Below are 20,487 nucleotides of genomic sequence, written 5' to 3' on the forward strand. Positions count from 1 at the left end.
CGATCACTGCGGCGATGATGCCGCCGACCATGGCCATCAGCGAGTTGATGGCGACGAGGCCGGATACGCCGGCCACCGACTGCGCCGACATGACGTTGAAGCCGAACCAGCCGATGCAGAGCAGCCAGGTCCCGAGCGCCAACCACGGAATCGAGGACGGTGGAAAGGGGCGGCCGTGCGGGCCGTAGCGGCCGATGCGTGGTCCCATCTTGAGGACCGCCGCCAGTGCCAGCCAGCCGCCGACGGCGTGGACGACGATCGAGCCGGCGAAATCGTGCAGGCCAGCACCGAAGGTGGCGATCAGCCAGGCCTGGATGCCGAAGTTGGCATTCCACACCAGGCCTTCGGAAAACGGGTAGATCAGGCCGACGATGACGGCGGCCGTGATCACCTGCGGCCAGAAGCGGGCCCGCTCGGCAATGCCGCCCGAAATGATCGCCGGCACCGCGGCGGCGAAGGTGGCGAGGAAGAAGAACTTGACGAGGCTGAAGCCCTGCGGGGCGAACCCGGCGCCGCCCCCGGCCAGTGTCGCGGCATTGTGGAAGAACGTCACCCCGTAGGCGACCGTGTAGCCGACAAGGAAATAGGCCAGCGTCGAAAAGGCGAAGTCGACCAGGATCTTGACCAGGGCATTGACCTGGTTCTTGCCCCGCACGGTCCCCAGTTCGAGGAAGGCGAAGCCGCCATGCATCGCAAACACCAGGATCGCGCCGAGCAGCACGAAAAACACGTCGAGCCCGTAATTGGACTCAGCCATCGAGACCTCCCATGTGACCCGGCTCGCATTCCGGGGTAATTGGGAGGCAGTGCAATCAAGCCTCGTGCCAACGTCGGTGCAGCAGCGAGTGCAGCGATTTCATGGACTTGACCATCGCCGGGGCGTCAGGCTCGTGGCTGTCACTGCCGATCTGCCCAATGCGCAGGCATCGTGCCTATCTGCGTGCCTAGGAATTCGGCAGATGCGCCACTTGCCAGAGACGCCGGCCGGGGCTAGTTCGAGGCAAACTCCTGGAAGCTCCATTGTCCCCCTTTTCCGACCGCCGCGTCGTCGTCGCCGTCGCGCTGGGCTGCTGCCTGCTCTGGGGCAGCGCCGTGCCGGGGGTCAAGATCGGCTACCAGATGCTGGGTATCCTGCCCGCCGATACCGCCTCGCTGCTGCTGTTCGCCGGTCTCCGCTTCGCGCTCGCCGGCCTGCTGCTGCTCGGCCTTGCCCTCGGGACCGGCCGGCCGGTCGTGCCGAAGCCGGGACGCCTGGGGGAGCTGGCGGTGCTGGGTCTCGTCTCCACTGCCGGGCAGTACCTGTTCTACTATGTCGGGCTGGCGCATTCGAGCGGGGTGAAGGTGTCGATCACCACCTCGACCAGCACCTTCTTCTCGGTGCTTCTGGCGCACTGGCTCTACGTCGACGATCGCCTGACCGGGCAGCGCCTCTTGGGGTGCCTGCTCGGTTTTGCCGGGGTCGTGGCGGTGAACCTCACCGGCCCTGGACTCGACCTCGAGGTGAGCCTTCTGGGCGAGGGCTTCATCGTCATTGCGGCATTGCTGTTCTCCCTCGCCGGCATCTATGGCAAGCGGCTGAGCCGTGACATGGAACCGGCGACGATGACCGGCTGGCAATTGCTGCTCGGCGGTCTGATGCTGACGGCCGCCGGGGTCCTCGGCGGTGGCAGGTTCACCGGCTTCGACGCCAGCGCGCTGGGGCTGCTGGTCTATCTGGCGGCGCTCTCGGCGGCGGCATTCTCGCTGTGGAGCGTGCTGCTCAAGCACAATCCGGTGGGGCGGATCGCCATCTTCAACACCGCCATCCCGATCTTCGGGGTGCTGCTGTCGGCGCTGTTCCTCGGAGAAGACGTGATGGAGTGGAAGAATGTCGCGGCGCTGGCGCTGGTCAGCCTCGGCATCTGGCTGGTGACGGCGGCACCGCGCTCGGCAACCGCCTAGGCTCCCGCGACGATCTGGTCGGTCAACGGCGGCCCCGACTGGCGGGACGGGGCACGGGCCCATTGCGGACCCTGGGCCGTTGACCGGGGTGTGCAGCCCACGCAGTTTGCGAGTGGGAAGCCTCTGTGGCGGGCCAAGAGGGACGTGAGCTGCACGCCGCGGTCAGCGGGATCGACCTGGGGCGGAGGGCCGGACCGGGTTGGCCCGACCCTCCAGCTGCAAACGCGACGGCGAGGGGAGGAGGATCCCGCCGCCGCGTCGGGATCAGTTGTAGGCGTGCTCGCCGTGGCTCGAGATGTCGAGACCGTCGCTCTCGGCCGATTCGGGGACGCGGGCGCCGCCGAAGATGGCTTTGACGATCAGCATGGCGACGAGGGTCACGACGGCCGACCAGACGATGGCGATGACCACCGCGATCAGCTGGGTGACGAACTGGCTGCCGATGTTGTAGGCAGCCGGATCGCCGAGCGCGTAGCCGCCGAGGGACGGAGCCGCGACGATGGCGGTACCCAGAGCGCCGACGATACCGCCCACGCCATGGACGCCGAACACGTCGAGCGCGTCGTCGTACTTGAACATCGGCTTCAGCGTCACGACGGCCCACAGACACACCACACCGGCGACGGCACCGAGCACGATCGCGCCCATCGAGCCGGCGAAGCCGGCCGCCGGGGTGATCGCGACGAGGCCGGCGACGGCACCCGAAGCCGCCCCGAGCAGGGAGGCGTGGCCGCGGGTGAACTTTTCGGCAATAGCCCAGGCCAAAGCCGCGGCGGCCGGAGCGGTGATGGTGTTGAGCGTCGCCTGGGCGGCAAGGCCGGTGGCCTCGAGATTGGAGCCGGCATTGAAGCCGAACCAACCGACCCACAGCAGGCAGGCCCCGACGAAGGTCCAGACCAGGTTGTGCGGCGGGATGGGCTCCTTCATGAAGCCGACGCGCGGCCCGAGAACGATGGCGGCGACGAGGCCCGCGACACCGGCATTGATGTGCACCACGGTGCCGCCGGCGAAGTCATAGGCGCCCAGGCCGAACAGGTAGCCGCCGCCGAACCACACCATGTGCGCGATGGGCAGGTAGGAGAAGGTGAACCAGATGGCGAGGAACACCATCACCGCCCCGAATTTCATGCGTTCGGCGATGGCGCCGACGATCAGCGCCGGGGTGATGGCGGCAAAGGTGAGCTGGAAGATGACGAAGGTCAGCTCCGGAATCTCGACGCCGGCGGTGAAGGTCGCCGCGGTGGAGGCCGGGGTGACGCCCGACAGGAACAGCTTGGAGAAATCGCCGATGAAGGCGGAGAGGCCGCCTTCGGTGGGCCCATTGAAGGCGAGCGAGTAGCCGTAGATCACCCACAGGATCGCCATCATCGAGAAGCCGGCAAACACCTGCATGAGCACCGAGAGCATGTTCTTGGCGCGCACCAGGCCGCCGTAGAACAGCGCGAGGCCGGGAATGGTCATGGCGATGACCAGGATGGTGGAAACCAGCATCCAGGTGGTGTCGCCCTTGTCGACGGTTGCGACCACCTCGGCCGCTGCCTCGGCCGCGGGAGCCGCCTCCTGGGCGAGGGCCGGCAGCGCGAGAAGCAAGGACGCCAACGCGGCGCCTCCCGCCAGTTTCGACACCTTCATTGCGTCTGTCATCATGGTATCTCCAAACAAGTGCGGCATCAGAGCGCTGCCGCGCCGGTCTCGCCGGTGCGGATGCGGGTGACGGCCAACAGGTCCAGCACGAAGATCTTGCCGTCACCGATGCGCCCGGTCTGGGCACTCTCGCGAATGGCCGAGACGATGGCGTCGGACTGGGCGTCGTCGACGGCGATCTCGATCTTCAGCTTGGGCAGGAAATGCACCGCATATTCGGTGCCGCGGTAGATTTCGGAATGGCCCTTCTGGCGGCCATAGCCTTTGACTTCGGTCACGGTCATGCCGTGGACGTCGAGCGAATTGAGGGCCTGCCGGACCTCCTCCAGCCGCGACGGCTTGATGATTGCGATCACCAGTTTCATGGATGCCCCTTTCGATAGTGGGTTTGGACTGACTCCAATCGGCACATTCAGACTCAAGCCGCGTGCCAACAGTCGATCCGGTTCGCCAACGCGCTGATATTGTTCCATGATTCCGAGAAGACGAGGACCAGGAGGGTCGATCGGGACGTGCCGGAACGGAATGAGTGCACAAATAACGTGCAATTCTCGGCCGTGTGCCGCCGTTTTGCGCAGATGCTTGCGCTGCGACGCCAGCGCTGCTTGCTCCGGCGGGCCGGCGGCGCAACAATGGCGCCAATGCCGCAGGAGATCGCCGCCATGACCAAGCCCAGCCATGATCTGATCATCGTCGGAGGCGGGCCGGCGGGGCTGACCCTGGCGCTGGCGCTGGTGAAGGCCGTGCCGGGCATTGCCATTGCCGTCCTCGACCGCCGCGCCTTCAGCGCGCCGAAGGACTACCGGGCCTCGGCGATCGCCGCCGGCGTGCGGCGGGTGTTCGAGGAGGTGGGCATCTGGGAGCAGGTGGCGCCGACGGCCGAGCCGGTGCGCCAGATGAAGATCACCGATTCCGGCACCGGCGACATCGCCCGGCCGCTGTTCCTGCGCTTCGACGGCGAGGTGGCGCCGGGCGAGCCGTTTGCCCACCTCGTCCCCAATACCTCCGTTGCCGCCGCCCTGCTGGACGCCCTTGCCGGGCGGGTCGAGTTCCTCGCGCCGGTGGAGGTCACCGGCTACTCGGCGACGGCGGCGCTGGGGCGGATCAGCCTCGCCGATGGCCGCTTGCTCAGCGCGCCACTGGTGGTGGCGTCGGACGGCGCCAATTCGGCGCTCCGCACGATGGCCGGCATCGGCACGTTCGGGCATGCCTACGGGCAGGCGGGGATCGTCACCACCATTGCGCACGAGCTCGCGCACGAGGGGACGGCATACGAGCATTTCCGTCCGTCCGGGCCGTTCGCCAGCCTGCCGCTGCCCGGGCGGCGGTCGTCGCTGGTCTGGACGGAGACGCTGGAGACCGCCGCGGCGGTCAAGGCGATGCAGCCTGCCGAAATTGCCCGTCGGATCGAAGCGGTGATGGGGTCGAGCCTGGGCGCCGTGCGCCTCGAGGAAGAGGGCGTCCAGACTTTCCCGCTGCGCCTGCAGCTGGCGAGGAGTTTCGTCGCGCCGCGCCTGGCGCTGATCGGGGACGCGGCGCACGTCGTGCATCCGATCGCCGGTCAGGGCCTGAACCTCGGGCTCAAGGATGTGGCGGCACTGGCCGAGGTGATGGTCGAGGCCATGCGGCTCGGGCTCGATCACGGCAGCGCCGACCAGCTCGCGCGCTACCAGCGCTGGCGGCGGCTCGACACGGCGCTGATGGCGATGGTCACCGACGGCATGAACCGGCTGTTCTCGAACGACATTGCCGTCCTGCGGGCGCTGCGCGATGTCGGGCTGGGCATGGTCGACCGGCTCGGACCGGTCAAGGACTTCCTGATCGGCCACGCCGCCGGGATCGAGCGCGGCGGGCCCCGGCTGCTGCGCGGGCTGCCGATCTAGCCCGGCGGTTCGCCGCGAGCGGTGAACGCCCGCATTTCGTCGGGATCGATCTGGCGGGCCTCGTCGAGGCTCAGCATCGGCACGCCGCTGCGAATGGGGAAGGCGAGGTGGGCTGCGACCGAAATGAGCTCGCTGCCGTCGGCGGAGAGCGTGAGGCGGGTCTTGCTCAGCGGACAGACGAGTAGTTCGAGCGTCCGGGGATCGACCCGGTAGCGCGGCCCGGACTGTGTGGTCGCCGCCTCGGTCAATTGAGCGGGGAGGCCCGATTGGCCCCCTTGGCCATTTCGAACTCGGCCATGGCGATCAGCGTCTCCGCCCGCGCCTCAAGGCTGTTGGCCTCGAGCAGGGCCTGCTTCTCGGCGGCGCCGTAGGGCGACACCATGCAGCAGAAATTGACGAGGTCGGCCGTGCCGGTCTTCTCGATCTCGTCCCAGTTGAGGTCGAAATTGCCGAACTCGGCATAGTCGCGCATCATCTTGAGGAAACGCGTCCGGTCGACGGATGCCTCGCCGAACTCGCGGTCGAAGTCGGAGGCAAAGGCCGCGCTGGCGATCATGGCGCGACGGAACGGCGTCATCACCGGGATTTCCTTGACGAACTCGAAGCGGCACAGCCCTTCGAGAATGATGAAGTAGCGTGCCTCGTCGGTCTCCTCGAAATGCGTGATCCGGCCGATGGTGCCGATCCTTTGCAGCGGCACCGGACCCTGGGGGCTTTCCTCGCTGGTGTCCTGCGGCTGGATCAGGCCGATCAGCCGGTCGCCGCGCAGCGCGTGGTCGACCATTTCGAGGTAGCGCGGCTCGAAAATGTTCAGGGGACGCCGGGCATAGGGCAGCAGCAGCGCCCCGCTGAGCGGGAACACCGGGACGCTGGCGGGCAGATCGGCGGGTGAGGATGGACGCTTCAGCATCGCAGGGACCTCCGGTTTACTCCATTACGAGAACAGCACAGACGAAAGCAGGCGGCGTCCCTTTTGCGTCGCCGGGTCCTTCGGGCCCCAGGCCTCGAACAGTTCCAGCAGCTTCTTGCGGGCGCCGTCCTCGTTCCAGGTGCGGTCGCGCCGCATCAGCGCCACCAGCCCCTCGGCCGCCTCGAGCCGCCTGCCTTCGGCATTGTGGCGGACGGCAAGATCGAACCGGGCCTGATGATCGTCCGGATTACGCGCGAGGCGGGCCGCCAGTTCATCGCTTTCGGACAGTTGCGCCGCCTCGGTGATGAGCTTGAGCGCGGCAAGCGTCGAGGCGTAGTCGGCTCCCTTGCGCTCCGCCTCCGGCACGGCGTCCAGAGCGGCCTGCGCCTGTTCCGGCTCGCCGGCCTTGAGGAACGCGCGCGCCATGCCGATCAGTGCGGCGGCGTTCTCGGGCTGGTGCTGCAGCACCATGCCGTAGATCTGCGCGGCCTGGTTGAGGTCGCCGGCCGCCAGGGCCTCCCCGGCCGCCGCCAGGGCGTTCTTGATCTCTTCCTCGATCGAGCCCGCGGCCGGCTGCCCGGCGGGAGCGGCGGCGATCACCTTGTCGGCGAAGCGCCGCACCTCGCTCTCGGGCAGGGCGCCGAGGAAGGCATCGACCGGCCGCCCGCCGGCAAAGGCGAAGACCGCCGGGATCGACTGGATGCCGAGCTGGCCGGCGATCGAGGGGTTCTCGTCGATATTGATCTTGACCAGCCGGATCTTGCCGGCCTTCTCCCGGATGATCTTCTCGAGATTGGGCGTCAGCTGCCGGCACGGGCCGCACCAGGGGGCCCAGAAATCGACCAGAACCGGTGCCTCGAGCGATGCGTCGATGACATCTGCCTTGAAGGCCCGATCGGTCGAGTCCTTGATCAGGGCGGTCGGCGGCGCGACGCTGCCGGGGGCGGGAGAGGTGAGGCCGTTCAATGCCATTCGAAGTGTCCTTGCCGGGTACGAAACGCCCTGTTTGCCTGCGCTTGTCATGCTCCCGTCGGCGGGGATGGGGCAAGTCACATCGCTGCGTCTACGAGGGCAGAATGAGGGGTTGCAAAGCTGCTGTCGATTGGGCATATAGGCGCGCGGCGCGGCGCTGCCAAGCTCTTTGGGAGCCAGGCATCGTCAATTGCCGATGGAGTGCGGGTGTAGCTCAGGGGTAGAGCATAACCTTGCCAAGGTTAGGGTCGAGGGTTCGAATCCCTTCGCCCGCTCCAAATCTCTCCTTGTTGGCCAAGGGGCAGGCGAAAAAGGCTGGGCACGATGCCCGGCCTTTTGCATTTCCGGAGGGCCTAGGTGAGCGGCGGGACCTCGCCCGGCGGCCGGCGGCGCTCAGCGCCAGCCGAGGCCCGGGGCCACGTGCGCGAGGATCATCTCGATGACGTGGGCGTTGTAGTCGACGCCGAGCTGGTTGGGGACGGTCAGCAGCAGGGTATCGGCCGCGGCGATGGCCTCGTCGGCACGAAGCTCGTCGATCAGCCGGTCCGGCTCGGCGGCATAGCTGCGGCCGAACACCGCCTGCCTGCCCGGCTCGATATAACCGAAATGGTCCTCGCTCTGGCCGTCGCGGCCGAAATAGGCGCGGTCCATGTCGCTGACCAGCGGGAAGATCGATCGACTGACCGAGACGCGCGGGGTGCGGCTGTGCCCGGCCGCCTGCCAGGCGGCGCGATAGGCGGCGATCTGCTCGGCCTGCTGGATGTGGAACGGCTTGCCGCTCTCGTCGAACTTCAGGGTCGAACTCTGCAGGTTCATCCCCAGCTTTGCCGCCCACTCGGCCGTGCCGTTCGTCGCCGCGCCCCACCAGATGCGCTCGCGCAGGCCGTCCGCATGCGGCTCGAGGCGCAGCAGGCCGGGCGGGTTGGCGAACATCGGGCGCGGGTTGGGGCGGGCAAACCCCTCGCCGCGCAGCACGTCGAGAAACACCTCGGCATGGCCGCGCGCCATGTCGGCGTCGGTCTGGCCCTCGGCCGGCACGTAGCCGAAATAGCGGTAGCCTTCGATCACCTGCTCGGGCGAGCCGCGCGAGATGCCGAGCTGCAGCCGGCCACCGGCGATCAGGTCGGCGGAGCCGGCATCCTCGGCCATGTAGAGCGGGTTCTCGTAGCGCATGTCGATGACCGCGGTGCCGATCTCGATGCGGCGGGTGCGCGCGCCGATGGCGGCGAGCAGCGGGAAGGGCGAGGCCAGCTGGCGGGCGAAGTGGTGGACGCGGAAATAGGCGCCGTCGGCACCCAGTTCCTCGGCCGCGACGGCCAGCTCCAGCGATTGCAGCAGTGCGTCCGAGGCCGAGCGGGTCTGCGAGTGGGGCGAGGGGGTCCAGTGTCCGAAGGACAGAAAGCCGATCTTCTTCATGGTCTCGACCATAATGCCGGGATGCCGGGGCGTGAAGCGCGCACCTCGATGTAACCGGTCCCCCTGGCCAGCTGGCTAAACCACCAGTTCCAGCCGGTCGGCGGGAAAGCGGGTGAGCATGGCGTGCAGCGGCAGGCCCGCGGCATCGACGTCGACGGCGTCGGAGACCAGCACAACCGCGCCGGGGGAGAGGGCGAGGCTCCGGCTTTCCTCGACATCGGCGTGGCGGGCGGAGATGCGGGTGGTGCCCCGGCTGTAGTCGGCAATGCCGAAGCGGCGCAGCGCCTGCGTCACCGAGCCGGTTTCGGCATACGCCTCGCCGAAGCCCGCGAACCGCGCCGCCTCGAGCCAGCCGGTGGCGCGGGCCAGGGGTCGTCCGTCGGCGAGCGACAGGGTCTCGATGCGGATGAGCCGGGTGCCCGGTCGCAGCGACAGGGAGCGCGCCAGACCGGCACCGGCCCGCTCGATGCGCTCGGCGAGAAGCCTGCCGCGGATGTCGCGGGCCTGCCCGGCAAGCCCTTCGGAAAAGCGGGTGCGCCGGCCGATCGGGTAGCTCAGGCGCCTTGTTGCGCTGACGAAGGTGCCGCGCCCATGCTCGGCACGCACCACGCCCTCCTCGGCGAGCACCGCCAGCGCCCGCCTGACGGTGTGGCGGTTGACCCCGAAGCGCTCGGCGAGCGGCAGCTCCCCGGCCAGCCGGTCGCCATTGCCGAGCTTGCCGCCGACGATGTCGAGCCGGATCGCATCGGCCACCTGCCGCCACAGGGCGACGCCGCCTGCCGGCGCATCGAGCGGGGTCGTGCGATTTGTCATTGCTTGTTCACACGGAAGGCCTATGCAGGACGAAATACCCTAACTTGTCTATCCAACTATACAAGTCGGAGCAAGCCCGATGACTCCAGCCGAGACCCCGGCGGACCAGTTGCGACAGGCGGCGATGGCCGTGCTCAGCGCCGCCGCGCCCGCCCGCCTCGCAGCCCTCTGGGCCGGTTGGCCGGACAAGCCCGAGCATCACCGGGTGCGCGGCCCCGAGACCGGCCTCGTCATGGTCCGCGGCCGTGCCGGGGGCGGCGGCAACCCGTTCAACCTGGGCGAGGCGACGGTGACGCGGGCGACGGTGCGGCTGGCGACCGGGGAAGTGGGGCACGCCTACTGTCTCGGCCGCGACGGCGACAAGGTGGTCACGGCGGCGCTGTTCGATGCCCTGTTCCAGCGCGATCCGGCCGCCCTGGAGGTCGCGGTGCTGGCGCCGCTACGGGCCGAGCAGGCCGCCGCCGATGCCCGGCGGCGCGACGAGACCGAGGCGACGCGGGTCGATTTCTTCACCATGGTCAGGGGAGACGATTGATGGATCTCGCCATCGAAGGCGGCTTTGCCGATCCGGTACTGGATGCGCAGGGCGTGTTCCGCGCCATCATGGAGGCGCTGGCGCGTCCGGGCTGCCCTCAGGCGCTGCCTCGTCATGCCGGGCCGCCGGCGCCGCTGACGCCGGAGCTGGGCAGCGTTGCACTCACCCTGTGCGATCATGACAGCCCGGTCTGGCTCGATGCGCGGCTGGCGGCCGATGCGGCAGTGACCGGATGGCTGCGCTTCCAGTGCGGCACCCCGCTGACCTCGGATCCGGCCGCGGCGCAGTTCGCGCTGGTCAGCGATGGCGCATTGCTGCCGCCGCTCGAGCGGTTCACCCAGGGCAGCGACGAGTATCCCGACCGCTCGACGACCGTCGTGCTGGCCACCGGCGCCTCGCAGCGCCGGCTGACCCTCAGGGGACCGGGCATCAAGGGCGAACTGACCACCACGCTGCCCGTCCCCGGCGACGACTTCATCGCCCAGTGGCGGGAGAACCGGGCGCGTTTTCCGCGCGGCATCGACCTGCTGCTGGTCGGCGAAGGCGCAGTCGTCGGCCTGCCGCGCAGTACCCGCATTGCGGAGGCCTGACCGATGTACGTGGCCGTCAAGGGTGGCGAAGCCGCCATCGCCAACGCGCACCGGCTGCTCGCCGACCGTCGTCGCGGCGACCGCTCGGTGCCGGCGCTTCGGCTGGAACAGATCGTCGAACAGCTCGGTCTCGCCGTCGACCGCGCCATGGGGGAGGGCTCGCTCTACGACAGGGAGCTCGCCGCCCTCGCCATCCTGCAGGCGCGTGGCGACCTGATCGAGGCGATCTTCCTCGTCCGCGCCTATCGCACCACGCTGCCGCGCTTCGGCTATTCGCGCCCGATCGACACCGGCGCGATGCGGATCGAGCGGCGCATCTCCGCCACCTACAAGGATCTGCCGGGCGGGCAGTTGCTCGGCCCGACCTTCGACTACACGCACCGGCTGCTCGATCCGACCCTGGCATCGGGCGAGGTACCCGATCCGCTTGCCCGGCCCGGCCGCGACGAGCAGGCGCCGCGGGTCACCGACCTGCTCGGCGACGAGGGCCTGATCGAACCCGACGTCAGCGAGGCGCAGGACGGCATCGGCGACTTGACCCGCGAGCCGCTCGAATTCCCGCTCAACCGCGACCTGCGCCTGCAGGCGCTGGCCCGCGGCGATGAGGGGTTTCTGTTGGCACTGGGCTATTCGACGCAGCGCGGCTATGGCCGCTCGCACCCGTTCGTCGGCGAAATCCGCATCGGCGAGGTCGAGGTCGAACTCGATATTGCCGAGCTCGGCTTTGCCGTGTCGCTCGGCCGCATCCGCGTCACCGAGTGCCAGATGGTCAACAAGTTCAAGGGCAATGCCAAGGTGCCGCCGCAGTTCACCCGCGGCTACGGTCTGGTCTTCGGTCAGGCGGAGCGCAAGGCCATGGCGATGTCACTGTGCGACCGGTCGCTCAGGGCGGGCGAGCTGGGCGAGGAGACCGGGCATCCGGCCCAGGACGAGGAATTCGTCATCAGCCATTGCGACAACGTGCAGGCGACCGGCTTTGTCGAGCACCTGAAGCTGCCGCACTATGTCGACTTCCAGGGCGAGCTCGGCCTGCTGCGCGAAATGCGTGCCGAGCACGAGGCCGTCCACGAGGACAGTGCCTATCCGGAGGCAGCGGAATGAGCATCCGCACCGAACCTCCTCGGCCGGACGCGGGGAACCGCGAGCGATTCCGCGTTCCCGAGGGCTCAGTCGCCACCACCCCCGCCGCCGTCGCCACCGCCGCCATCGCCACTCGAATCGTCGCGGGAACTTCCGCCAACGTCGGACGAACCGGCGGCGCCGGACGACCCGGACCCTCGCCGTCGGCTCCGGCCGCGATTGACGAGGTTGAAGACGACGATCACCGCGAAGAGCGCGATGATCGCCGGCATGACGATGCTTCCCAGGTCCATGTTTCCCCCCGGTCCGAGTGCGAGGCCTGATCCCGATGACCGCCACCGCAAGCTACAACTTCGCCTATCTCGACGAGCAGACCAAGCGGATGATTCGGCGCGCCATCCTCAAGGCCATCGCCATCCCCGGCTATCAGGTGCCGTTCGCCAGTCGAGAGATGCCGATGCCCTATGGCTGGGGCACCGGCGGCGTGCAGGTCACCGCCGCCATCATCGGGCCGTCCGACGTGCTCAAGGTCATCGACCAGGGTGCCGACGACACGACCAATGCCGTCTCGATCCGCGCCTTCTTCGCCAAGGTCGCCAACGTCGCGGTGACCACCCGCACCGCCGACGCCAGCATCATCCAGACCCGCCACCGCATCCCGGAAAAGACCCTCACCGCCGGCCAGGTGCTGGTCTACCAGGTGCCGATCCCCGAGCCGCTGCGCTTCCTCGAGCCGCGCGAGACGGAGACGCGCAAGATGCATGCACTGGAGGAATACGGCCTCATGCACGTCAAGCTCTACGAGGACATTGCGCGGCACGGCCGCATCGCCACCACCTATGCCTACCCGGTCAAGGTCGAGGGCCGCTACGTCATGGATCCCTCGCCGACGCCGAAATTCGACAATCCCAAGATGCACATGAGCGAGGCGCTGCAACTGTTCGGGGCAGGGCGGGAAAAGCGCATCTACGCCGTACCGCCCCATACCGAGGTGGTCAGCCTCGATTTCGAGGACCACCCCTTCGAGATCCAGCATTTCGAGGCGCCCTGCGCGCTCTGCGGCGCGACGGGCGTCTATCTCGACGAGGTGATCCTCGACGATCGCGGCGGGCGGATGTTCGTCTGCTCGGATACCGACAATTGCGAGGAGCGCCGCGAGTCCGGGCATCGCGGGGTGTTGGCCGGCCACCCGCTCGAGGCGGCGGAATGACCAGTGATCTCCGCGTTGTCTCCTCGTCCACCGGGTCATCCCCGCGAAAGCGGGGACCTCTGTTTGCCGCTGCCACGGCACTCCTCGAAACGGAGATTCCAGCTTTCGCGGGAATGACACGGTGGGCGCTATGGGCGCGCAACCAAGGACCAGTGTCATGACCGAACCCCTCCTCCGCGTCCAAAACCTCACCAAGTCCTACGGCTCGCGCATGGGCTGCGCCGACGTGTCGTTCGAGCTCTGGCCCGGCGAAGTCCTCGCCATCGTCGGCGAGAGCGGCTCGGGCAAGACGACGCTGCTCAACTGCCTCTCGACCCGGCTCGAGCCCACGTCCGGCGTCGCCGAGTACCGCATGCGCGACGGGGTGTGGCGCAATCTCTACGACCTGAGCGAAGCCGAGCGCCGCTTCCTGATGCGCACCGACTGGGGGTTCGTGCACCAGAACCCCGCCGACGGCCTGCGCATGACCGTCTCGGCCGGCGCCAATGTCGGCGAGCGCATGATGGCCGTCGGCAACCGGCACTATGGCCACATCCGCTCGACCGCCATCGAATGGCTGGGCCGGGTCGAGATCGCCGAGGACCGCGTCGACGACGAGCCGCGCGCCTTCTCGGGCGGCATGCGGCAGCGCCTGCAGATCGCCCGCAACCTCGTCACCCACCCGCGCCTCGTCTTCATGGACGAGCCGACCGGCGGCCTCGACGTCTCGGTGCAGGCGCGGCTGCTCGACCTGATCCGCGGGCTGGTCGCCGATCTCGGCCTCTCGGCCATCATCGTCACCCACGACCTCGCCGTGGCGCGCCTCCTTTCGCACCGCATGATGGTGATGAAGGACGGCTACGTCATCGAACAGGGCCTCACCGACCGGGTGCTCGACGATCCGCGCGAGCCCTATACGCAACTGCTCGTCAGCTCGATCCTGCAGGTGTGACGGTGAAAAGAGTGCACTTTGCCACCCCCCACCCGACCTCCCCCGCAAGGGGGGAGGTGCCGTTCAGGGCCCGTGGCCCGGCTCGAGCCACGCGCGCCCTCTTCACCTCCCCCTTGATGGGGGAGGCCGGGAGGGGGTGGGCCGCATTCCCGGAGACCAAGTCATGACCCCCCTCCTCCGTGTCCGCAACGTCGCCAAGAGCTTCACCATGCACCTCCGCGACGGGATCGTCCTGCCGGTGGTCGAAGGTGTCGGCTTCGATGTCAACCCCGGCGAATGCGTCGTGCTCGGCGGCCCCTCGGGCGCCGGCAAGTCCTCGCTGCTCAAAATGGTCTACGGCAATTACGGCGTCGATGCCGGCTCGATCACGCTGCTCCACCATGGCGAACCCGTGGACCTCGCCACCGCCGGCCCCCGCACCGTGCTCGACCTGCGCCGCGACACCATCGGCTATGTCAGCCAGTTCCTCAGGACCGTGCCGCGCGTCACCACGATCGACGTCGTCGCCGAGCCGCTGGTCAACCGCGGCACCGCGCGCGAGGCGGCGCAGCAGCGGGCCCGCGAACTCCTCGCCCGGCTGAATCTCCCCGAGCGGCTCTGGTCGCTTCCGCCCGCGACCTTTTCCGGCGGCGAACAGCAGCGCGTCAACATCGCGCGCGGCTTCATCACCGCGCACCCCGTCCTGCTGCTCGACGAGCCCACCGCCTCGCTCGATGCCACCAACCGCGCCGTCGTGGTACAGATGATCGCCGAAAAGAAGCGCGAGGGTGTTGCGCTGCTCGGCATCTTCCACGACGAAGAGGTGCGGGCCGAGGTTGCCGACCGCATCGTCGACGTCACCGCCTTCGCCCCGGGAAAGGCCGCATGAGCAAGCTCTCCGACCAGCCCGTCGTCCATCCCAGCGCCGATGTCCGGGATTCGCATCTGGGCCGCTACACCGAGATCGGCGCCGGCTGCCACGTGCACCATTCCTCGATCGGCGATTACTCCTACGCCGTCGAAGGCACGCAGATCGCCTACGCGACGATCGGCAAGTTCGCCAACATCGCCGCGCATGTCCGCATCTATGCGTCCAGGCACCCGATGCAACGCGCCTCGCTGCACCATTTCACCTATCGTTCAAGCTGGTATTTCGACGGCGAGAGCGACGACCAGTCCTTCTTCGACTGGCGCGCCGGGCAGCGCATCGAGATCGGCCACGACACCTGGATCGGCCACGGCGCGGTGATCATGCCGGGAGTGAGGGTCGGGAACGGCGCCATCATCGGCTCCAACGCCGTGGTGACCCGCGATGTCGCCGATTTCGCCATCGCCGTCGGCGTTCCCGCGAAGCCGATCCGCGAGCGCTTCCCCGCCCCGATCGCCGAGCGGCTGCTGGCGCTGGGCTGGTGGGACTGGGACCACGAGAAGCTGCACCGGGCGCTGCCGGATTTCCGCAGCCTCGCGATCGAGGCGTTCCTCGACAAGTACGAGGCCTGACGTCACGCGGCCGACGTCCGGTCCCCCAAAAAAAGCCGCCCCAGGCCGGTTGTGCAGGCCTGGCCCCGAGGTCGTTCCGTTTGGCCCGACAGGGGGTTGGCGGCGGCCTGGCGGCGATTGTCCACCGTCACCGAAGCTTCACCAAAGCTTCATCCGCACTTTGTGAAGCCGACCTAGGACTCGGTCCCGTCGATCCGAACGGGGACGCCGGGCATGCTCAGGATATCTCAGGTGACGCGGCGCTTCGGCGCCAAGGTTGCAGTCGACGACGTCACCCTCGAGATCCCGGCCGGCCAGATGGTCGGCATCATCGGCCGCTCCGGCGCCGGCAAATCGACGCTGCTGCGGATGATCAACCGGCTGATCGACGTTTCGGACGGTGCCATCCATCACGGCGCGGCGGAAGTGTCGCAACTGCGCGGCCAGGCCCTGCGCGACTGGCAGTCCGACTGCGCCATGATCTTCCAGCAGTTCAACCTGGTGCCCCGCCTCGACGTCATCACCAATGTGATGCTCGGCCGGCTCAACCGCCGCAACCGGCTGCTCAGCCTGATGCAGATCTTCACCGAAACCGAGCAGCTGCTGGCGCTCAAGGCGCTCGAGCGGCTCGACATCGCGCAGACCGCCAGCCAATGGGCGCAGACGCTGTCCGGCGGCCAGCAGCAGCGCGTCGCCATCGCCCGGGCATTGCTGCAGGATCCCAAGCTGATCCTCGCCGACGAACCCATCGCCTCGCTCGATCCGCGCAACGCCAAGATCGTCATGGACTCGCTCGCCGAGATCAACGAGGAGCATGGCATCACCGTCATCACCAACCTCCACACCCTCGATACCGCCCGCAACTATTGCGAGCGGATCATCGGCATGGCGGCGGGACGGGTGGTCTTCGACGGCACGCCCGAGGAACTGACCACCGACGTCGCGCGCGAGCTCTACGGTGCCGAGGGTCTTGCCGAGGCCTTCTCGGAGGAGATGACCTCGACCAGCCTCGAGGCCATCGCGCCGCGCAAGAAGAAGAAGCGGCATGGCCACCCGCTTGCCGCCCTCGAACTCGAGGCTGCCTCGACCGGCCTACCGAACTGATCCGCCTTCACCGACGGCGCCCGCCTGCTCGCGCGGGGTCCGGCCGGCCTGAAACCACGCGTCACCAAAGGAGAATTCCATGAACGCGCTCCGCACCATCCTGCTCGCCGGCATCGCTGCCGTCGCCGTCGCCACGCCCGTGCTCGCCCAGCAGGACGTCATCCGCATCGGCCTGCTCGGCGGCGAGAACGAAGCCGACCGCCTTGCCGACAACCAGTGCCTGATCGACAAGCTGCCGGCCGCCCTCGGCGTCAAGGAAGTGCAGCTGTTCCCGGCCGCCGACTACAATGGCGTGATGCAGGGCCTGCTTGGCGGTACGCTCGACGTCGCCGGCCTCGGCGCCTCGGCCTATGCCGGCGTCTACCTCAAGGACCCGAACGCGGTCGAGCCGTTCCTCACCAACGTGCAGACCGACGGTTCGACGGGCTACTACTCGATCGCCCTGGCGCTGAAGTCCTCGGGCATCACCGACATCACTGAGGCCAAGGGCAAGCGCCTCGGCTATGCCGATCCGGACTCGACCTCGGGCTACCTCGTGCCGCTCACCGCCCTGCCGGCGACGCTCGGCATGAAGCCCGACGAGTTCTTCGCCTCCACCGATTTCGGCGGCGGCCACGAGAACCTCGTGCTGGCGCTCCTCGACGGCAAGTTCGATGTCGCCACCACCTGGGGCTCGGGCGTCGGCGAGTTCTCCGAGGGCTATACCTCGGGCAATATCCGCTCGATGGTCGACAAGGGCATGCTCGACATGGAAGACGTCACCGAGGTGTGGCGTTCGCCGCTGATCCCGAACGGCCCGCTGGTGATGCGCACCGGCCTCGACCAGGCGCTCAAGGACAAGATCGTGAAGTTCTACACCGAGCTGCCGACCACCGACTACGAGTGCTTCCGCTCGGTCGAGAACGGCGACTTCAAGAGCTATACCCCGGTCGACGTCGACTTCTACATGCCGATCATCGAGGCCCGCAAGGCGGCCATCGGCGGCTGATCGCTCCCCTTCGCGACCGGCGGCAGGCGACTGCCGCCGGTTCCTCGTTGGCAGGACGGGAGTCCCGATGAGCACGACCATCCACCACGGTCCCGACGGACTCTCCGACGCCGGCCGGCTCGTCCACGGCCACTACCGGCAGCTGGTCCGCACCCGCCGTCTCTACTCGCTGCTGGCGCTCGGAATGCTCCTGGCATTCCTCGCCGGGGCCCTCTGGTTCGCCAATGCATCCAATGCGGGCAAGTTCTTCGAGCGGCTCCCCTTCTTCTTCGATTTCTTCATCCACTTCCTGCCGGACGATCCGCTCGAGATCTTCCGCGCCATGTTCGACCTGACCTCGCCCTACGAGGACGGTTCGCAGAAATACGACTACCCGGTGGGACGTCTCTACCTGATCGGCGAGTTGTACCTGCCCGAGTACATCTTCCAGATGCTGGTCACCATCAACATCGCGGTGCTCGCGACGCTGATCGGCGCCGGCTTCGGCTTTGCCCTGTGCTTTCTCGCGGCGAGCAACCTGACGGGGTCGCGGCCGGTCCGCTTCGCGGTGCGCCGCCTGCTCGAACTGCTGCGCGCCTTTCCCGAGATCGTCATCGCCGGCCTCCTGGTTGCGATCTTTTCCATCGGTCCGATCGGCGCCATCGCGGCGGTCGCCATCCACACCATCGGGGCGCTCGGCAAGCTGTTCTACGAAGTGGTGGAGAACGCCGACATGAAGCCCGACGAGGGCCTTCGCGCGGTCGGCGCCAACTGGCTCGAACGCGTGCGCTTCGGCATCGTCCCGCAGGTGATGCCCAACTTCATCTCCTATGCGCTGCTGAGGACCGAGATCAACGTGCGGGCCTCGACGATCATCGGGGCGGTCGGCGGCGGCGGCATCGGCGAGATCTTCCGCCACGCCATCGGCAACGACCATGCCGCCAAGACCTACGCGATCATCATCCTGCTGTTCGTGACGATCATCGGGATCGACTGGGTTTCCGGCTACCTCAGGAAGCGGCTGGTCGGCAGCGCGGCCTTCACCTTCGGGGCCTAGGGAGAACCGCCATGGCAACCTTCGCTCTCACCCCGACCGAAGCGGCGGAACTCAGGGCCCGTCATGCCGGAGTGCTCGACAGACCGCTGGCGGCCCGCCTGCTCGCGCCGCTGGTGGTGGTGCTCACCGGCGCCTACCTGGTGTTCTGCTTCTTCTTCTTCAATGTCCCGGCCATCTTCGCCTCGGCGCAGTGGGAGCGGGCCGGCACATACATCGCCGACTGGTACTCCTGGGAGGCAACGCCCCGCTTCCGCTTCAAGGATGGCGGCATTGCGCTCGAATGGACCCGCTCGCTGCTGGGCGACAATCCCGATCCGGACTGGATCGAGAAGACCGGCCCGCACAACTTTGCGGTGAGCTTCGGCGATCCCGGCAACCACGTCGAGATCAGTCCGAGCAATGTCATCGCGGTGGTCGGCGGACAACGCTATCGCATCCCCATCTCCGAGGCCGGTGCCGCCCTGCCGGAGAACCCGCCGGCCAACATGAGCCTCAAGGCCGGGCGGGTCACCATCGACTACGGCTTCGTCGGCCTCGCCGAGATCCGCAACACCCAGGTCTATGTCCGGCACCGATATCTGGGCTGGCCGAACTTCTTCTTCGATACCAGTTCGCCGTTCTTCGACAAGGACCCGGGCGAATTGTGGGCCCTTGCCACCAGCCCGGAGCGGATCGAGGCACGGATGCCGAACTGGCAGCTGATCCTCGTCGAGTTCCTCTACAACTCGGAGTGGCAGCACCTCGATGTGTTCAACAAGCTGCTGCAGACCATCGTGATGGCCTTTGTCGGCACGCTGTTCGCCGCCACCCTTGCCTTCCCGCTGTCGTTCATCGCCGCCCGCAATATTACCCCGAATCCGGTCGGCAACTGGCTGATGAAGCGCGCCTTCGACCTGCTGCGCTCGGTCGACATGCTGATCTGGGCGCTGTTCTTCGTCCGCGGCTTCGGCCCCGGCCCAATTCCGGGGATCGCCGCGATCTTCTTCACCGACACCGGTACGCTGGGCAAGACCAATACCGAGGCGCTGGAGAATATCGACGACCGGCAGCGCGAGGGCGTGCGTTCGGTCGGCGCCTCGCCGGCCAATGTGCAGCGCTACGGGGTGGTGCCGCAGGTGCTGCCGGTGTTCATCAGCCAGGCGTTGTACTTCTGGGAGAGCAACACCCGCTCGGCGACCATCATCGGCGCCGTCGGAGCGGGCGGCATCGGGCTCAAGCTGATCGAGGCGATGCGCACCAACCAGGACTGGGAGAACGTCGCCTATATGGTGATCCTGATCCTCGTCGTCGTGTTCATCTTCGACAACCTGTCGAATGCACTGCGCTCGCGCCTGATCGGGACGGCGTCCCGCTGATCTCGGCGGCTCCGACCGAAGGCCCCCGCCGGGTACCCGACGTCGACGAGATCGCCGGATGGCTATTTCGCCGGCATCTCTTCGGCGGGGCGCAGCGTGACGTGCTCCTTTTCTGGGCGCGCCCGGTCGGACAAAGGCAGCTCGAGCACCGTGTCGGGCGGGATGTTGAGACCGTACTCGTGGCGCGCGAACTCGGTCAGCCGGCGATGGATATTGGCGTAGCCGGCCAGCGTCATCAGGTGCCTGGGCATGGCGAGGACGATGTTCCGGTCAAGCCCGGGGATGGCATAGACCCGCAAGCGCGAGCGGACCGACTGGGGCAGGCTGGGGAGCAGCGACAGCGGCGTGTGCGCAGTGGCGAGCCCTTCCGCGACGATATCGATCGCGGCGGCATAGGTCATGGTGGAGAAGGCCGGCGTCGCATAGGGCAGGTGAGCGCGATACCAGGCGTCCGAGGCGCCGCGCATCGGCACGTTGGCGTCGATCTCGACATAGCGGGTGAGGGTGGGATCGAGCAGGCCGGGCTTGGCCGACTTCTGCAGCGCCCGCTCGACCATTTCCTGCGGTATGCTGGCCGGCACGGCAAACACCAGCGGGTCGCGGAACAGGCTGGCCACGCTG

At 67.9% G+C, this 20,487-nt stretch carries 23 protein-coding genes and 1 tRNA gene; 14 read left to right on the top strand and 10 right to left on the bottom strand.

The window, feature by feature from the left end; genetic code table 11:
• A partial coding sequence (locus tag ACE3TU_RS06875) for an ammonium transporter (RefSeq protein WP_374621976.1) occupies window positions 1-757 on the bottom strand: 757 nt, incomplete at its 3' end.
• A 263-nt stretch (window positions 758-1,020) separates the two neighbouring features.
• Between ACE3TU_RS06875 and ACE3TU_RS06880 the strand changes: the two genes are divergently transcribed.
• Window positions 1,021-1,941, top strand: coding sequence for a DMT family transporter (locus ACE3TU_RS06880; RefSeq protein ID WP_374621979.1), 921 nt, complete (start codon window positions 1,021-1,023; stop codon window positions 1,939-1,941).
• A 264-nt stretch (window positions 1,942-2,205) separates the two neighbouring features.
• On the opposite strand, the gene ACE3TU_RS06885 is transcribed toward ACE3TU_RS06880, so the two are convergent.
• Together ACE3TU_RS06885 and ACE3TU_RS06890 are read right to left on the bottom strand one after the other, a co-directional pair.
• Window positions 2,206-3,573, bottom strand: coding sequence for an ammonium transporter (locus tag ACE3TU_RS06885; protein WP_374622013.1), 1,368 nt, complete (start codon window positions 3,571-3,573; stop codon window positions 2,206-2,208).
• 38 nt (window positions 3,574-3,611) lie between these two features.
• Complete coding sequence (locus tag ACE3TU_RS06890) at window positions 3,612-3,950, bottom strand: P-II family nitrogen regulator (RefSeq protein WP_055046886.1); 339 nt, start codon at window positions 3,948-3,950, stop codon at window positions 3,612-3,614.
• A 297-nt stretch (window positions 3,951-4,247) separates the two neighbouring features.
• On the opposite strand from ACE3TU_RS06890, the gene ACE3TU_RS06895 reads away from it, so the two are divergent.
• Window positions 4,248-5,468 (top strand): FAD-dependent monooxygenase, encoded by a 1,221-nt coding sequence (locus ACE3TU_RS06895; protein ID WP_374621983.1) that lies wholly within the window; start codon window positions 4,248-4,250, stop codon window positions 5,466-5,468.
• Here the strand turns inward: ACE3TU_RS06895 and ACE3TU_RS06900 are convergent.
• From ACE3TU_RS06900 to ACE3TU_RS06910, 3 genes are read right to left on the bottom strand one after another with little or no spacing between them, the layout of a single operon-like run.
• Window positions 5,465-5,716, bottom strand: a complete 252-nt coding sequence (locus ACE3TU_RS06900) for a Trm112 family protein (protein ID WP_374621984.1) — start codon at window positions 5,714-5,716, stop codon at window positions 5,465-5,467. The genes ACE3TU_RS06895 and ACE3TU_RS06900 overlap by 4 nt on opposite strands.
• Window positions 5,713-6,378, bottom strand: a complete 666-nt coding sequence (locus ACE3TU_RS06905; protein ID WP_374621985.1) for an LON peptidase substrate-binding domain-containing protein — start codon at window positions 6,376-6,378, stop codon at window positions 5,713-5,715. The genes ACE3TU_RS06900 and ACE3TU_RS06905 overlap by 4 nt, the downstream gene beginning before the upstream one ends.
• 24 nt (window positions 6,379-6,402) lie before the next feature.
• Window positions 6,403-7,350, bottom strand: coding sequence for a tetratricopeptide repeat protein (locus tag ACE3TU_RS06910; RefSeq protein WP_374621986.1), 948 nt, complete (start codon window positions 7,348-7,350; stop codon window positions 6,403-6,405).
• Between the two features lie 203 nt (window positions 7,351-7,553).
• Between ACE3TU_RS06910 and ACE3TU_RS06915 the strand changes: the two genes are divergently transcribed.
• Window positions 7,554-7,628, top strand: a tRNA-Gly gene (locus ACE3TU_RS06915).
• A gap of 115 nt (window positions 7,629-7,743) precedes the next feature.
• On the opposite strand, the gene ACE3TU_RS06920 is transcribed toward ACE3TU_RS06915, so the two are convergent.
• Together ACE3TU_RS06920 and phnF are read right to left on the bottom strand one after the other, a co-directional pair.
• The gene (locus ACE3TU_RS06920; protein WP_374621988.1) at window positions 7,744-8,766 is read right to left on the bottom strand and encodes an LLM class flavin-dependent oxidoreductase; all 1,023 of its coding nucleotides are present in this window, start codon (window positions 8,764-8,766) and stop codon (window positions 7,744-7,746) included.
• Between the two features lie 75 nt (window positions 8,767-8,841).
• The gene (gene phnF / locus ACE3TU_RS06925) at window positions 8,842-9,579 is read right to left on the bottom strand and encodes a phosphonate metabolism transcriptional regulator PhnF (RefSeq protein ID WP_374621989.1); all 738 of its coding nucleotides are present in this window, start codon (window positions 9,577-9,579) and stop codon (window positions 8,842-8,844) included.
• Window positions 9,580-9,658: 79 nt separating this feature from the next.
• Between phnF and phnG the strand changes: the two genes are divergently transcribed.
• Genes phnG through ACE3TU_RS06940 form a run of 3 tightly spaced genes read left to right on the top strand, consistent with a single transcriptional unit; the run spans window position 9,659 to window position 11,805 of the window.
• Window positions 9,659-10,114 (top strand): phosphonate C-P lyase system protein PhnG, encoded by a 456-nt coding sequence (gene phnG, locus ACE3TU_RS06930; protein ID WP_374621990.1) that lies wholly within the window; start codon window positions 9,659-9,661, stop codon window positions 10,112-10,114.
• Window positions 10,114-10,704, top strand: coding sequence for a phosphonate C-P lyase system protein PhnH (gene phnH / locus ACE3TU_RS06935; RefSeq protein ID WP_374621991.1), 591 nt, complete (start codon window positions 10,114-10,116; stop codon window positions 10,702-10,704). The genes phnG and phnH overlap by 1 nt, the downstream gene beginning before the upstream one ends.
• 3 nt (window positions 10,705-10,707) lie before the next feature.
• Window positions 10,708-11,805: a carbon-phosphorus lyase complex subunit PhnI gene (locus tag ACE3TU_RS06940; RefSeq protein ID WP_374621992.1), complete on the top strand. Its 1,098-nt coding sequence runs from the start codon at window positions 10,708-10,710 to the stop codon at window positions 11,803-11,805.
• 65 nt (window positions 11,806-11,870) lie between these two features.
• On the opposite strand, the gene ACE3TU_RS06945 is transcribed toward ACE3TU_RS06940, so the two are convergent.
• The gene (locus tag ACE3TU_RS06945; protein WP_374621993.1) at window positions 11,871-12,077 is read right to left on the bottom strand and encodes a hypothetical protein; all 207 of its coding nucleotides are present in this window, start codon (window positions 12,075-12,077) and stop codon (window positions 11,871-11,873) included.
• A 35-nt stretch (window positions 12,078-12,112) separates the two neighbouring features.
• Here ACE3TU_RS06945 and ACE3TU_RS06950 point away from each other — a divergent pair, with 35 nt between their 5' ends.
• From ACE3TU_RS06950 to phnE (ACE3TU_RS06985), 8 genes are all read left to right on the top strand, one after another.
• The gene (locus ACE3TU_RS06950) at window positions 12,113-12,994 is read left to right on the top strand and encodes an alpha-D-ribose 1-methylphosphonate 5-phosphate C-P-lyase PhnJ (RefSeq protein WP_374621995.1); all 882 of its coding nucleotides are present in this window, start codon (window positions 12,113-12,115) and stop codon (window positions 12,992-12,994) included.
• A gap of 157 nt (window positions 12,995-13,151) precedes the next feature.
• On the top strand, window positions 13,152-13,925 hold the full coding sequence (phnK, locus tag ACE3TU_RS06955) for a phosphonate C-P lyase system protein PhnK (RefSeq protein WP_374621997.1): 774 nt from the start codon (window positions 13,152-13,154) through the stop codon (window positions 13,923-13,925).
• A 163-nt stretch (window positions 13,926-14,088) separates the two neighbouring features.
• Complete coding sequence (gene phnL / locus ACE3TU_RS06960) at window positions 14,089-14,793, top strand: phosphonate C-P lyase system protein PhnL (protein ID WP_374621999.1); 705 nt, start codon at window positions 14,089-14,091, stop codon at window positions 14,791-14,793.
• On the top strand, window positions 14,790-15,404 hold the full coding sequence (locus tag ACE3TU_RS06965) for a DapH/DapD/GlmU-related protein (RefSeq protein ID WP_374622001.1): 615 nt from the start codon (window positions 14,790-14,792) through the stop codon (window positions 15,402-15,404). The genes phnL and ACE3TU_RS06965 overlap by 4 nt, the downstream gene beginning before the upstream one ends.
• A 213-nt stretch (window positions 15,405-15,617) precedes the next feature.
• Complete coding sequence (gene phnC / locus ACE3TU_RS06970) at window positions 15,618-16,487, top strand: phosphonate ABC transporter ATP-binding protein (RefSeq protein WP_374622003.1); 870 nt, start codon at window positions 15,618-15,620, stop codon at window positions 16,485-16,487.
• A gap of 79 nt (window positions 16,488-16,566) precedes the next feature.
• Window positions 16,567-17,475, top strand: a complete 909-nt coding sequence (gene phnD / locus ACE3TU_RS06975; RefSeq protein ID WP_374622005.1) for a phosphonate ABC transporter substrate-binding protein — start codon at window positions 16,567-16,569, stop codon at window positions 17,473-17,475.
• Window positions 17,476-17,542: 67 nt separating this feature from the next.
• Window positions 17,543-18,511 (top strand): phosphonate ABC transporter, permease protein PhnE, encoded by a 969-nt coding sequence (gene phnE / locus ACE3TU_RS06980; protein ID WP_374622007.1) that lies wholly within the window; start codon window positions 17,543-17,545, stop codon window positions 18,509-18,511.
• A gap of 11 nt (window positions 18,512-18,522) precedes the next feature.
• Complete coding sequence (gene phnE, locus ACE3TU_RS06985) at window positions 18,523-19,866, top strand: phosphonate ABC transporter, permease protein PhnE (RefSeq protein ID WP_374622009.1); 1,344 nt, start codon at window positions 18,523-18,525, stop codon at window positions 19,864-19,866.
• Window positions 19,867-19,928: 62 nt separating this feature from the next.
• On the opposite strand, the gene ACE3TU_RS06990 is transcribed toward phnE (ACE3TU_RS06985), so the two are convergent.
• Window positions 19,929-20,487, bottom strand: a 559-nt coding sequence (locus ACE3TU_RS06990; protein WP_374622011.1) for a hypothetical protein, incomplete at its 5' end; no start/stop codon positions are given.

The sequence above is a fragment of the Devosia sp. genome, assembly GCF_041917035.1.
Lineage (GTDB): Bacteria > Pseudomonadota > Alphaproteobacteria > Rhizobiales > Devosiaceae > Devosia_A.